9 protein-coding genes are annotated in these 12,988 nt (G+C 58.9%); 2 read left to right on the forward strand and 7 right to left on the reverse strand.

The window, feature by feature from the left end:
* Window positions 1–185 precede the first annotated feature (185 nt).
* The 4 genes from FKG94_RS13535 to FKG94_RS13550 form a co-directional block, all read right to left on the reverse strand.
* Complete coding sequence (locus FKG94_RS13535) at window positions 186–1,022, reverse strand: ion transporter (RefSeq protein WP_142904877.1); 837 nt, start codon at window positions 1,020–1,022, stop codon at window positions 186–188.
* A gap of 462 nt (window positions 1,023–1,484) precedes the next feature.
* Window positions 1,485–2,456 (reverse strand): porphobilinogen synthase, encoded by a 972-nt coding sequence (gene hemB / locus FKG94_RS13540; protein ID WP_142904878.1) that lies wholly within the window; start codon window positions 2,454–2,456, stop codon window positions 1,485–1,487.
* Window positions 2,457–2,757: 301 nt separating this feature from the next.
* Window positions 2,758–4,185, reverse strand: a complete 1,428-nt coding sequence (cysS, locus tag FKG94_RS13545; RefSeq protein WP_142904879.1) for a cysteine--tRNA ligase — start codon at window positions 4,183–4,185, stop codon at window positions 2,758–2,760.
* A complete protein-coding gene (locus tag FKG94_RS13550; protein ID WP_142904880.1) occupies window positions 4,186–5,871 on the reverse strand; it encodes a glutamine--tRNA ligase/YqeY domain fusion protein in 1,686 nt (561 codons plus the stop codon).
* Between the two features lie 211 nt (window positions 5,872–6,082).
* Here FKG94_RS13550 and FKG94_RS13555 point away from each other — a divergent pair, with 211 nt between their 5' ends.
* Both FKG94_RS13555 and FKG94_RS13560 read left to right on the forward strand, forming a co-directional pair.
* The gene (locus FKG94_RS13555; protein WP_142904881.1) at window positions 6,083–6,577 is read left to right on the forward strand and encodes a peptidylprolyl isomerase; all 495 of its coding nucleotides are present in this window, start codon (window positions 6,083–6,085) and stop codon (window positions 6,575–6,577) included.
* Window positions 6,578–6,596: 19 nt separating this feature from the next.
* Complete coding sequence (locus tag FKG94_RS13560) at window positions 6,597–7,328, forward strand: UDP-2,3-diacylglucosamine diphosphatase (RefSeq protein WP_142904882.1); 732 nt, start codon at window positions 6,597–6,599, stop codon at window positions 7,326–7,328.
* Between the two features lie 8 nt (window positions 7,329–7,336).
* On the opposite strand, the gene FKG94_RS13565 is transcribed toward FKG94_RS13560, so the two are convergent.
* The 3 genes from FKG94_RS13565 to FKG94_RS13575 form a co-directional block, all read right to left on the reverse strand.
* Entirely contained in the window at window positions 7,337–8,881 is a 1,545-nt protein-coding gene (locus FKG94_RS13565) for an alkaline phosphatase (RefSeq protein ID WP_142904883.1), read from the reverse strand.
* A 142-nt stretch (window positions 8,882–9,023) separates the two neighbouring features.
* On the reverse strand, window positions 9,024–10,082 hold the full coding sequence (locus FKG94_RS13570) for an aminopeptidase (protein ID WP_142904884.1): 1,059 nt from the start codon (window positions 10,080–10,082) through the stop codon (window positions 9,024–9,026).
* Window positions 10,083–10,191: 109 nt separating this feature from the next.
* Entirely contained in the window at window positions 10,192–12,882 is a 2,691-nt protein-coding gene (locus tag FKG94_RS13575; protein ID WP_142904885.1) for a hybrid sensor histidine kinase/response regulator, read from the reverse strand.
* Window positions 12,883–12,988 lie beyond the last annotated feature (106 nt).

Genomic DNA, 12,988 nt, shown 5'->3' on the forward strand with positions numbered 1-12,988 from the left:
CCGTATATCCAAATTAACTGTGTCGTTTGGGTTTGAATAGCCCGCCCTATTATTGGGTTAATTGGGCAAAATACAACAACTTTACCAAAACCCGGTTACCAAAAATCCGGGGTAGCCGCGGCGGACCCGGGCGCTGCCCGCGTTCAGATACCTGCCACTATTGATAACGCCTGACTCCACGCCCGCTACTGGCGCTGTTGCTGCAGCAGCGCCTTAATCTCATCCAGTTGCTGCTTTAATTCAATCAGGGTCGGTTCTCCCGCCGCCTCCGCCTCCTGGGCCCGCACCCGCTGGTGCTCTTCCTCCAGTACATTCACGACTATACCGATAATCATATTGAGGAAGGCAAAGGCGGTAAAAAAGATAAATGTCAGGTAAAAAGCCCAACTGAAGGGATACACCTCCATGGTCTCGTACATAACATCGGTCCAGTCTTCGAATGTCATCACGCGAAACAGGGTCAACAGACTGAGGGCGATATCCCCCCACAGGTCCTGGTTGACGGTGCGAAAAAAGGTGCTGCCGATAGCGGCGTAGATATAGAAGATGATAAACATCAACAGCAACACGTAGCCGAGCTGCGGCAGGGCCTTGATCAGGGAATTCAGCAACATGCGCAGCTCGGGAATAATCGATACCATACGCAGCACGCGGAAAATCCGCACTAGCCGCCCCACCAATGCCATATCGCTGTTGTCGATGGGAATCAGGCTGATGGTGACAATCAGCGTGTCGAAGATGTTCCAGCCGGATTTGAAAAAATGCCGTTTGTTTTCCTCGCCGAGGAAGCGAATAATGATCTCGATTAAAAAGACGATGGTAATAAACCAATCCAGGACATACACCGTCTTCATCAGCGCCGGCGAGATATCGTAGGTTTTCGCACCGATCATCAGCGCGGAAAAAATAATGACGCCCACTACAAACAGTTCGAAGGCTTTATTCGACCGGATTCGATAAAAGGTCTGCTGCCATTGTGCGTTTTTGCTTTGATCAGCACTGTGCATTGATGGTTCGCTCATAGTGTTCCTCAACTAACTTACTGCTAATCTGTATACGTTCACTATTGCACACAACAGGAAGGTCATTATTCATGTTACGCTAAATTCGCGGCGTAAATTCCATTGTGGGAGGCTCATCGGGGGAAAACCGGATACTGGGCTTTGAATTCGGTGCTATGGCTAAGCGGTGATGGGGGACCTGGGCCTAAATCAGGATTGGTGCCAACAGACCCGGTCCTGCCCAGGGGTCGCGGTTGCGGGTTCAAGACACGCGGTAAACCCATCCCTGGGGCTCGTCTGCCGCATCCCTGCGGCAGACGGTCTTGAACCCGCAACCGCGACCCCTGGGCAGGACCTGACAATGTGGCTTTTTTCGGGGTTCTTTGCATCATAGTTGTAGGCTGGAATACCTGCCGCTGCAAACAGGCTCAGGTGGTGGGTTGCTAAAACAAACAAAAAGCCTGTCTTGTTACTCTGGTCTTGTTACTCTGCCAGCCACCCGCTCAACGCTTCCGCATAGTAAGTAATAATCAGGGTCGCACCGGCCCGCTTGAATGCCGTCATCGTTTCCAGCACAACCCCCTTTTCGTCGATGACACCCGCTGCCGCGGCAGCTTTGACCATCGCATACTCGCCGCTGACATGGTAGACCGCCAGTGGCCGGTCGCTGTGCTGGCGGATATTGGCGATCACATCCAGATAGGCAAGCCCGGGTTTCACCATCAGGATATCGGCCCCTTCGACATCGTCCTGCAGCGATTCGGCCAGGGCTTCGCGGCCGTTGGCCGGGTCCATCTGGTAAGTATCGCGGGTGCCTTTGAAGGAGCTGTCGACGGCGTCGCGAAAAGGTCCGTAAAACGCCGAGGCGAACTTGGTCGAATAAGACATGACCGGCACCTGGGTAAACCCCGCCTCGTCGAGCGCTTCGCGAATCGCCGCCACCATACCGTCCATCATGCCGGACGGCGCAATCATATCCACACCGGCGCGGGCTGCTGCCAGTGTTTGCTTTTGCAGGTTCAGCAGTGTCGCATCGTTGTCCACATCGCCGTCGCCCACCACGCCGCAGTGTCCGTGGCTGGTGTACTCGCAAAAGCAGTTATCGCTGATCACCAGCATTTGCGGCGCGGCCTGTTTGGCGGCTCGGATCATCCGCGCCATCAGGCCATCGTCCGCCCAGGTGTCGGAGCCCTCCTCGTCTTTGTTGGCGGTGACGCCGAACAGGATAATCGCCTTGATGCCCTTTTCCCAGGCGCCGCGCACCACTTCCGGCAAGGCGCTTTCGGGATGGCGGACCACACCCGGCATACTCGCTACCGGTACAGGCTCGGCAATGCCTTCCTCGACGAAAACCGGAAAGATAAAGTCCTCCATGCGCAGATGGTTCTCTCTGACCAGGCTGCGCAATACGGGTGTACGGCGCATGCGGCGAAAGCGAAAATCGGGTACTGACATAGTCTTCTATTCCAAACACGTAACAAAATTGTATTTCAAACTTGCATCATTCTATGAGCACCACCTCCGGTGGCACAGTGCGGGGACAGGTTTTACCTGTCCCCTTAGAATGGTGCCACTCCCCTTCTTCAAGGCACCACCCGCGGCGACACAGTGCGGGGTCGGAGTGCTTGCATTTTAACCAGCACAGTGCGGGGTCGGAGTGCTTGCATTTTAACCAGGAAAAGCCTGGTTAAAATGCAAGCACTCCGACCCCTTCGAGGAGGACCCCTTCGAGGGGAACCACTCCCCTCAGCAATGGCTACCGCTCCCTCTTCCAGTTAGTCCCCTCTCGCGAATCCTCCAGCACCACACCCTGCGCCTTCAACGCCTTGCGAATTTCATCCGCACGGGCATAATCTTTATCCGCCTTGGCCTGGGCTCTTTCCGCAATCTTTGCTTCAATTTCCTCCGGCGTCGGCCCGACAATACCCTCACCGCCCATAGTGACAGCATCCAACGTAATATCCGCCCTACCCCGCACGCGACCAAACCACTCATCCGGACCGCGCTGCAGCAGACCAAGTAACCGCCCCGCCTGCAAAAGCGTGGTTTTCAACCGCGCTTTATCCCCCTGCGCAGCCTTGTTCAACAACTTCGTCACCTTGTGCATTTCCCCCAAGGCAACAGGCGTATTGAGGTCATCCAACAGCGCCAGGAAGAAAGGATGGTTTTGCAGGTCCACATCGTCGACCCCTTCAAGCGCCTCCACTTTATCCAACGCACTGTAAAAAGAATTCAGACAAGCTTTAGCCTGATCAAGCAACGTCTGAGAAAAATCCAGCTCCGACCGATACTGAGCCGACAGCAACGCATAGCGAATCACTTCCCCATCGTACTTACCCAACAATTCCCGCACGGTGCGAAAATTACCCAGCGATTTGGACATCTTCTCACCGCCGACATTGATATAACCATTGTGCATCCAATAGCGCACATACTCCCGGCCATCGTGGGCACAGCAGCTCTGCGCCAGCTCGTTCTCATGGTGAGGGAAAATCAAGTCACGGCCGCCCCCGTGGATGTCGATGGTCTCGCCCAGGTGCTTTTCAATCATGGCCGAACACTCGAGATGCCAACCCGGCCGCCCGCGCCCCCAGGGGCTGTCCCAGCCGGGCTCGGCGGCGCTCGACGGCTTCCACAACACAAAGTCGCCGGCATATTTCTTATAGGGCGCCACTTCCACCCGCGCACCGTCGAGCATGTCTTCCAGCGAGCGGTTGGAAAGCCGGCCGTAGTCGGACATGGAGTTCACGTCGAACAGCACATGACCCTCGGCCTCATAAGCGTGACCCTTCTCAATCAGGCGCCGGGTCATGGCGATCATCTCCGGCAGATGGTCGGTCGCACGGGGAACGATAGACGGCGGCAAGTTGCGCAATTGCGCCATATCGCTCTCGAACTCGGCGGTAAAGCGCGCCGCCAACGCGCCGATCTCTTCGCCGTTTTCCGCCGCCGCCTTCATAATCTTGTCATCGATATCGGTAATATTGCGGGCGTAAATCACCTCGCCATAGAGGACGTTCAGCAAGCGAAACAAGGTATCGAACACCACCACAGGTCGCGCATTGCCGATATGCACCAGGTTGTAGACCGTAGGGCCGCAGACGTACATTTTGACCCGATCCGGTTGCAGTGGCTGAAACGCTTCTTTTTGCCGGGTTTTGGTATTGTAGAGTGTGAGTGTCATTTACTTTTTATCTTTAAAACCGTCTTTTAAACCAATGGTGCGATTGAAAACAAGCGCTGCCGGAGTGCTCAGCCGATTGTCCAGGCAAAAATAACCCTCCCGCTCGAACTGGAAGTGATCTTCCGCCGCCGCTGCCGCCAGGCCGATCTCACCCTTGCAGCCGCTGAGCACGGTCAGGGAATCGGGGTTGAGGGCATCGAGAAAGTCCTTGTCGCCGGTATCCGGCGCCGCATCGGTAAACAGGCGCTCGTAGAGACGCAGTTCGCAATCGACATTTTCCCGGGCCGAAACCCAGTGAATCACGCCCCGCGGGCGCACGCCTTCCGGCGGGTTGGCGCCTACCGTGCCCGGCACCAGACTCGCGTGCACGACAGTAATATTTCCCTGCGCATCCTTTTCCACCTCGTCGGCGCGAATCACATAAGCGCCGCGCAAGCGCACCCAGTCGCCGGGCACCAGGCGTTTGAATTTCTTGCGCGACAGTGTGCTGTCCTCGTTGAAATCGGCGCGCTCGATATACAATTCCCGCGTAAAGGGCAGACGCCGTTCCCCCATGGCCGCATTCTGCGGATGCACCGGCTGTGTCATCGACTCGACGTCACCGGCCGGAAAATTGCTGACGACCACGCGCAACGGGTTGAGCACACACATCGCCCGCGGCGCATGTTCATTGAGATGGTCGCGCACCGCGTACTCCAGAGTGCTCATATCTACGGTGCTGGCCGAGCGCGTCACCCCGATCAGCTCGCAGAAGTGCCGCAGCGCCGCCGGCGGGTAACCGCGCCGGCGCATACCGGAGATGGTCGGCATGCGCGGGTCATCCCAACCGTCAACATGTCCCTCGTCCACCAGTTGCTTGAGCTTGCGTTTGGAGGTCACCGTGTAAGTCAACTCCAAGCGCGCGAATTCGTACTGGGTGGGCGTATGCGGCACCGGCAGATTGGCAATAAACCAGTCGTAAAGCGGGCGGTGATCGGCAAACTCCAGGGTGCAAATGGAATGGGTCACACCTTCGATGGCATCCTCCTGCCCGTGGGCGAAGTCATAGCTCGGATAGATGCACCACTTGTCGCCGGTCTGGTGATGGCGCGCCTTGCGGATGCGATACAACACCGGATCGCGCAAATGCATATTGGGCGAGGCCATATCGATTTTGGCCCGCAGGGTGCGGCTGCCCTCATCGAATTCACCGGCTTGCATCCGCCCCAACAAATCCAGGTTTTCTTCCACACTGCGGTTGCGATACGGGCTGTCCTTGCCCGGCTCGGTGGCCCAGCCGCGATAGCGACTTGCCTCCTGCGCCGACAGGTCGCAGACATAGGCCTTGCCCGCGCGCACCAGCGCCTGGGCCCACTGGTAAAACGTATCGAAATAATCCGAGGCGTATTTGACGTCGCCGTGCCACTGAAACCCCAACCAGATGACGTCCGCCTTGATCGCGTCGACATACTCCTGCTCTTCCTTGGTCGGGTTGGTGTCGTCAAAGCGCAGATTGCAAACACCGCCAAACTCCTCGGCCAGACCGAAGTTCAGGCAGATGGACTTGGCGTGGCCGATATGCAGGTAGCCGTTGGGCTCCGGCGGGAAACGGGTCACCAGCCGTTCGATCTTGCCCTGCTCGAGGTCTTGTTTGACGATTTGCTGGATAAAGTGCAGCGGCTTGTCTGGCCTGGATTGTTCATTCATGCGTTTAGATCAGCTTCCCTTAAAGGTGTCCGGCCCGCGCCGCCCCACCGCCCGCGGCCGGCCGGCGCACAACTGGCGGTTTCAGAAACCGGGCAAAGCGCGTATTATAGCGGCCTCGCAGAGGCATAAATAGTGTCATAACCACTTATCAAATAAAGAATTTTCCCAATCGGCCAGGCATTGGCCGCCGATGTCAACACAGGAGTCCTCCATGATCACCCTACACACCAACTTTGGCGATATTAAGCTGGAACTGGATTTCGAGAAGGCGCCGAAAACGGCCGCCAACTTCAAGCAGTACGCCGAAGACGGCTTTTATAATGGCACCATATTCCACCGTGTTATCGACGGGTTTATGATCCAGGGGGGCGGTTTCGACGCCGATATGCAGCAAAAAGAGACCCGCGATACGATTGAAAATGAAGCCGACAACGGCTTGAGCAACGACAACGGCACCATCGCCATGGCCCGCACCATGGACCCTCACAGTGCCTCTGCACAGTTTTTCATCAACGTGAAAGACAACGGTTTTCTCAACCACACCAGCAAAGACGCCCAGGGCTGGGGCTACTGTGTTTTCGGTAAAGTGGTCGACGGCATGGACGTAGTCAACCAGATCAAGGGAGTGAAAACCGGCAACCGCTCCGGTCACCAGGACGTGCCCGCCGAGGAAGTGTTAATCGAAAAAGTCACGGTCGAGGGCTAGCCACCACCGGTCGCCGTCAATGACCACCTATTTTATTTCCGATCTGCACCTTCACGACACGCGCCCGGCCATAACCCGGGCGTTTTTCAACTGGCTCGACGCTATTTCCGGTCACTGCGCGGCGCTTTATATTCTCGGCGACCTGTTTGAGGTCTGGATCGGGGACGACGATGACAACCCGGAACACCGGCGGATCGTCGAGCGCCTGCGGCAATTGCGCCAGGCGGACATCCCCCTGTATGTGATGCACGGCAACCGGGACTTTTTGCTGGGGCCGGCATTCGCCGCCGCCAGCGGGGCCGAACTGCTGGACGATCCCACCGTTATCGATCTCTACGGCGAACCGGTGTTATTGATGCACGGCGACAGTCTCTGCACCCGCGATCACGACTATATGGCTTTTCGCCGCCAGGCCCGCAGCCCCGACTGGCAGGCGCAATTGCTGGCAAAACCGCTGGCCGAGCGCCGGGCCATTGCGGCAGCGCTGCGCGAACAGAGCCGCTCCATGAACAGCCTGAAGGCCGAGGATATTATGGACGTAACCCCGGCGGAAGTTGTCAAGGTGATGGAAGCACACGGCGTGCAGACCCTGATTCACGGCCACACCCACCGGCCGCAACGCCACCACCTGAGCGCCAACGGCGCGGCGGCGGAGCGCATCGTGCTCGGGGACTGGGGACCGCAGGGCTGGTGCCTGGCGGTCTCGCCGACACGCCGCGAACTGTCGAGTTGGCCGCTGGCAGGCGAGTGAAGTCGGCGCTACAGTTCCCAACCCAGGGCCCGCGCCATCACATGGAAGATGACGTGCTGCTCGATAACCCCGCCGACCAGATAGGCACTTGCTCCGGTGGCAAACAGGGCCACATCCTCACCGCCGTGGGTCTCCGATTGCCGCTGCACCGCGGCCTGCTGTTGAAAATCCCGGTGCAGGACCTGCGTTTCGGTCAAAGCAGCCGCCCCCGCGCGCAGGCTGGGACCGTTATGGTAACCGAGGGTGGTATAGGGATGGCCATCGTCGGCCGCACTGGGGGCACCCGGCTGCGGCGGCCGGATATTTTTTACCAGCCCCAGGATCGGATTGCCGCGCGGTGGATAGCCGCCGATGGTAAAGACATGGGAGTGATCCGCAGTGACCAGAATCAGCGTGTCGTCGAGGTTTACCCGCTCGACGGCGGCCGCTATCGCCGCGGCAAATTCCTGGGTATCGGTCAACGCGCGGTAGGCATTGGTGCCGTGATGGGCGTGATCAATGCGGGCGCCCTCGACCATCAGAAAATAACCCTGTCTCTCTTGCTGCAGATGTTCGACGGCAAAAGTCGTCATCTCCGCCAGGGAGGGCTCCCGGGCGTCATCACGATCAGCCTCGTAAGCCATATGGGAGGCATTAAAGAGCCCCAGGACATTGCCTCTCGCCGCTGCCCCCGACTGCGCCAGCCGCCGCAATTCGCCGCTGTCGGCGACCACTTGATTGGCCGGGCTTTGTCCCTGCCACTCCTGTATCAGATTGCGCCGGTCTACCCTTACGCCCCCCTCCTCGGCCGGTAAAAACATCCGCCGGCCACCGCCGAGCATCACATCGAGACCGTCGCCGTGGGGAAAGCTCAGCATCTGATCGGCCAGGTCCCGGCAACCTTGGCGGCGCGCGGGCTCGGGGATATTGGCGTCGCTCTCCCAGGCGCGCGACGGTGCATGCCCGTATACCGCTGCGGGTGTGGCATGGGTGATTCGGGCAGTGGACACGATACCGGTGGCCATACCGCGCTGCTCGGCCAGGGCCGCCAGGGTCGGTGGAAAGTCTGTCACCGGCCCCAGGCAATCGTGCTGATCAGACCGGGTATTGATCACCCCGATGCGGGTTTTGACACCGCTGTTCATGGCGCTGGCGGTGCCGGCAGAATCCGGGGTCTGGGCGTCGGTGTTATAAGTTTTTACCAGTGCCACATAGGGAAACGTATCGAAAGACAGGCTGTTTTCCTCGCCGCTTTCACCGCGTGACTGGCCGTCAAAGATGCGCGCCGCGGTAATCGTGGAAATGCCCATACCGTCGCCGACAAATAAAATCACGTTGCGAGCGCGGTTGGTATTCGGCCGCAGCGCCAGCCGCGCCGCCACCGCCTGCCGGCCACTGGCAAACCACGGGTCTTCGCCGGCGCGGGAATCGGCGCGCGTATCGGAACGCGCATCGGAACGCGCATCGGAACGCGCATCGGAACGAGAGTCGAGCGCATCGCGGGCCGGCGCGCAGGCACCCAGCACGATCAATACCGAAAGTGCCGCTAGCAAACGGCAGGTTACTGAGATCACGTTGTTTTCCTATGGCAGGTTTTAACGAGGCCGCAGCATAACACGGCCTTGGCGCGCTAAAAAGTTTGCCCACAGAACGAGGGTGGACTGTGAAGACTCTGTGGCGATGCGGTGGTGCCGGCGCCGGCGCGGGATACAGGCTTTAGTCGGCTTCCTCGAGCCAGCTGGTCAGGCGCTGATAGCGCACTTGGGCCGGCAGTTTTTTCAGCGCGTTAACACTGGCGTAGAACGCGTCGATGGAGGCACTGGTCTCCAGCTTGCGCAAAAAGTGCGGCACCCACTGACTGTAGGTATTGACACTGGCCAGGATCGCGTTGTTGAGTTCACGGTTGACCCAACCTTTGTAGGCACCGTCGGGAAACCGCCGTAAATACGTCTCGCGCAGGCGCTGGAAAGCCAGCTGCTTGGCAGCCCGCTTTTGTGCCGCCGGCAAGTCTCCCGCGTAAAGCGTGCGCAGTTCGGCGCGGGTCTGCTCTACAAGCTGCAAAAACGCCTGCCGGTGCAACTGCACGTTTTTATAGGCGGCGATCTCCCCGGCGCGGTTGTGGTGGCGAAACCAGCGCTCAACGCCGGCCTGCTCAACCGCCGTGGCAAAACTCTCATTGATGGCCGAATCGTCGTTGATGTAGAACACCTGATGAGCCAACTCGTGAAATATCAAACCCGCAAGTTCCGCTTCGCGCCAGTGGAGGTAACTGCTCAGCACCGGATCGTTGAACCAGCCGAGTGTACTGTAGGCCGGCACCCCGCCCACCATGACATCAAAGCCCTGCGCTTTTAATGCCTGGGCTTTGCCCCGGGCATCGTCCCGCTTGAAATAACCGCGGTAGGCGGCGCAGCCGATCACCGGGTAACACCACTGGTGCGGCTGCAGGGAAAACTCCGGTGTCGCCACCACCGACCACACCGGATAATCGCGATCGAGTTCTACATAGCTGGTGAAACTGCCGGCGGCCGGCAGGCTCAGTTCGGCGCCGGCAAACGCCCGCAGTGATTGCACCAGTTGCAACTGCCGCCGGGTTTCGTCATCAGTTTGCGGCGCTTCCAACAGGGTATCGATGGGTTCGCGTTTGCTGAGCAGGCTGAGCTGCCCGGTGGCCGCCTGGGTATAGTAACCGAGGGTTTCACACCCTCCCAGTAACGCCAGCGCCGCCAATAAGGCCAGCAGGCGGACCGGACCGCCGGGTACTTTCAACTGCATAGGAATTTACTCTGCTTCTGCGGGCAACAGGTTAAGCACGGGAATAGCCAAACCGCACGCCTTGTGCCACATTATTTAAATGGCGTTTTTTCGTGCACGACAAACCCAATTAACTCGTGTTAACCGGCCTCAAATATTTGGCCAGTACTTCGCGCAATTTTTCCGGTTTCAGCGGTTTGGCCAGGTGCTCGTCCATGCCTGCCGCAAAAGCCGCCTGGCGTTGCTCGGCCATGGCGTGTGCGGTGAGCGCAACAATAACCGCATGTCCGCGCGCCTGGCGGGTCTCGATATCGCGAATCTGGCGGGTGGCGCTGAGCCCGTCCAACTCCGGCATTTCACAGTCCATAAAAATCAAATCGTAGGGCGCGCCCGACGCCACACGGGCACACTGATCCCGGTAGTGCTCGACAGCCTCCAGGCCGTTGTTGGCTATTTCCGTGGTGATGCCCTCTCGCGCCAAAAAGCCCTTGATCACCATTTGGTTGACCGGATTGTCCTCGGCAACCAGAACCCGCCAGGTTGCGGCATCATCTGCACCGTTACCACCTGCCGCCACGGCCGGCGCCGGTTCGGTTCGGGGTGGATTTTCGGCCTGAGCCTGTGCCACGGCCCCGGCCAGAGTCTGCCGCAGCAAACTCGGCGCCACCGGCATCTCCACCGTAGCGACGACGTTGCAGGCGGTCAGCTCGATACCGGAAGGTGCCGCCGTGGCATGGGTCATCAACAAGATGCGGCCGTCAGGCTGTAACGTTTTCAAATCGCGGGCCAGCTTGATGCCCGCCATGCGCTCCAGTTGTTCCGCCAGTAACACGAAATCCGGCTGTTGCGCGGCGATGGAGCGGTGCACGGCGGCGATGGAATCCGCTGTGCGCACGTTCATGCTCCAGGCGCGGGCGTGCTCGGCCAGAGCCCGGCAGCGGTGCGGGCGGGCATCGGCGATCAACAGGTGCCGACCGGCCAGGGTGCTGTTCGCGCCCGCCGCCGCGGCCGCTCCGCCCGCCTCCACCAGTGGCAGCGTCAGGGTGAATACAGAGCCTTTGTCGAGGGTGCTGGTCACCTCCATATGCCCCCCCATCAGGCCCGCCAACCGCTGGCTGATCGCCAGTCCCAGGCCGGACCCGCCATAGCGCCGGGTGATGCTGGAGTCGGCCTGCACGAAGCTGTCGAAAATACTCTCCTGCTGTTCCTGACTCATACCGACGCCGGTGTCGCTGACAAACAGGTGGTACCAGCGCCCCTCCTCTGCGTTGCCGGAAGTCTTGACCGAGACCTGAATCTCGCCGCTGTCGGTAAACTTAAATGCATTGCTCAACAGGTTCAGCAGAATCTGGCGAATCCGGGTCGGATCACCACGCAGTTGCGTGGGCACAGCCGGGGGTACATCCACCATAAACTCCAGGTCCTCAGTCTCGCGCAGCGTAAAAATGGCGGCGCAGCCAAAAACCAGTTTCTCCAGATCGAAGGCGACCTCTTCGATCGCCATCTTGCCCGCCTCGATCTTCGAATAATCGAGAATGTCATTGATCACACTCAACAGCATCTCACCCGAGGTGTGGATGGTGTTGAGGTAGTGGCGCTGCTGCTCGCTGATAGGGGTGTCTTTCAACAGGTCTACCATACCGAGCACACCGTTCAGCGGCGTGCGTATTTCGTGACTCATGGTGGATAAAAACAGGCTCTTGGCTTTCGCCATTTCAACCAGTTCTTTATTGACGCGGTTCTTTTCCCGATAACTGCGAAAGATGATGGTGATAAGGGTGAGCACCAGCAGCAGTGCCGCGGTGGCGGCCCCCAGAGTGACTTTCTGATTGCGGATGATATTGCCCTGTTTTTCCAGAATCACGTCCTTTTCCAGTATTCGCGCCTCTCTGGCCGTGACCTCGTCGCGCATCACATTGAGTCGGTTGAGGGTGCGCTGGATTTGGGTGGAGTACTGTTCGATGTTGGCCTCCTGACTGGCGAGCACGGAAGCCCGTTCTGCCAACTCGCCTTCTTTGCGGGTCAGGGATTCGGTAATTTGATTGATACTGTTCTCGAGCCGGTCGAGTTCCTGTTTGCCGTCGGCCAGCTCCTGCGTCTGCCGCGCAATAGCCAGTTGTTGACTGTCGATCTCGCGGTTCTGACTTTCGATCTCCGCCTCCTGTTGGGCCATGGTCTGGCGCTGCCGGCTGATCAGGACCTCCTGCTCGAGCAGCTCGCGACGCCGTTCTTCGGCCAGCGCCATCACTTCGGCCAGCTCCGCCTCGGTTTCCTTGTGAATGATGGCCACATCCAGCTCCGTACCACCAAACAACGTGATGTCCTTGCTGAGCGCCAGGCCCTCGTAAAGGATACTTGAGCGATTCAATTCAAACGACAGGCGTTCGGGGGTGGGCTGAAAAAAGTTGATCATCACGTTGCGCTTGTCGTCTGCGCCGTCGGTGATCAACAGTGTTTCGCTTTTGCGCAGGCGGCGCGCGATATCGACCAGTTCCCGGTTGTAAGCGGGGCCCACTACCAGTGCCTGCAGATCGCGGGCACTGGCCAGGGAGCGGACGCTGATCACCCGGATCGGCTTGCCCCGCACCTCGAAATCCGCCAGCTGTCTTTTCATCATCCGGGAGAAGTCCCGGCCGCGATCGTAAACACCAATGGAGAAGTATTCAAAATCCTCCTCGCCGGGCCAGGTGATATTCACCAGTATTTTATGAATAAAGGCTATCTTACCGGCCTCGACCGATATCGCTTCCTCGGTGGCGGCGGCGGCGGCCAGTGCCAGCAACAGGCCATAGATCGACCATCGGCGGATTATCTTAATCATGCAGGAGCCACCAGGTTACGGCGCCCGCCGGCGAGTGATCAGCCCCCGCCGGGCACCCAGATCGGGCAATTATAGTACAAACGCCCGCGCTGTAGTCCAATTGGCG

The sequence above is a fragment of the Exilibacterium tricleocarpae genome (assembly GCF_007004655.1).
GTDB lineage: Bacteria > Pseudomonadota > Gammaproteobacteria > Pseudomonadales > Cellvibrionaceae > Exilibacterium > Exilibacterium tricleocarpae.

Excerpts from the sequence above, each read along its gene's own strand:
- FKG94_RS13555 (WP_142904881.1), top strand. The coding sequence starts at position 6,083 with ATGATCACCCTACACACCAACTTTGGCGATATTAAGCTGGAACTGGAT.
- FKG94_RS13575 (WP_142904885.1), bottom strand. The coding sequence starts at position 12,882 with ATGATTAAGATAATCCGCCGATGGTCGATCTATGGCCTGTTGCTGGCA.
- FKG94_RS13570 (WP_142904884.1), bottom strand. The coding sequence starts at position 10,082 with ATGCAGTTGAAAGTACCCGGCGGTCCGGTCCGCCTGCTGGCCTTATTG.
- FKG94_RS13535 (WP_142904877.1), bottom strand. The coding sequence starts at position 1,022 with ATGAGCGAACCATCAATGCACAGTGCTGATCAAAGCAAAAACGCACAA.
- FKG94_RS13560 (WP_142904882.1), top strand. The coding sequence starts at position 6,597 with ATGACCACCTATTTTATTTCCGATCTGCACCTTCACGACACGCGCCCG.
- FKG94_RS13550 (WP_142904880.1), bottom strand. The coding sequence starts at position 5,871 with ATGAATGAACAATCCAGGCCAGACAAGCCGCTGCACTTTATCCAGCAA.
- cysS (WP_142904879.1), bottom strand. The coding sequence starts at position 4,185 with ATGACACTCACACTCTACAATACCAAAACCCGGCAAAAAGAAGCGTTT.
- hemB (WP_142904878.1), bottom strand. The coding sequence starts at position 2,456 with ATGTCAGTACCCGATTTTCGCTTTCGCCGCATGCGCCGTACACCCGTA.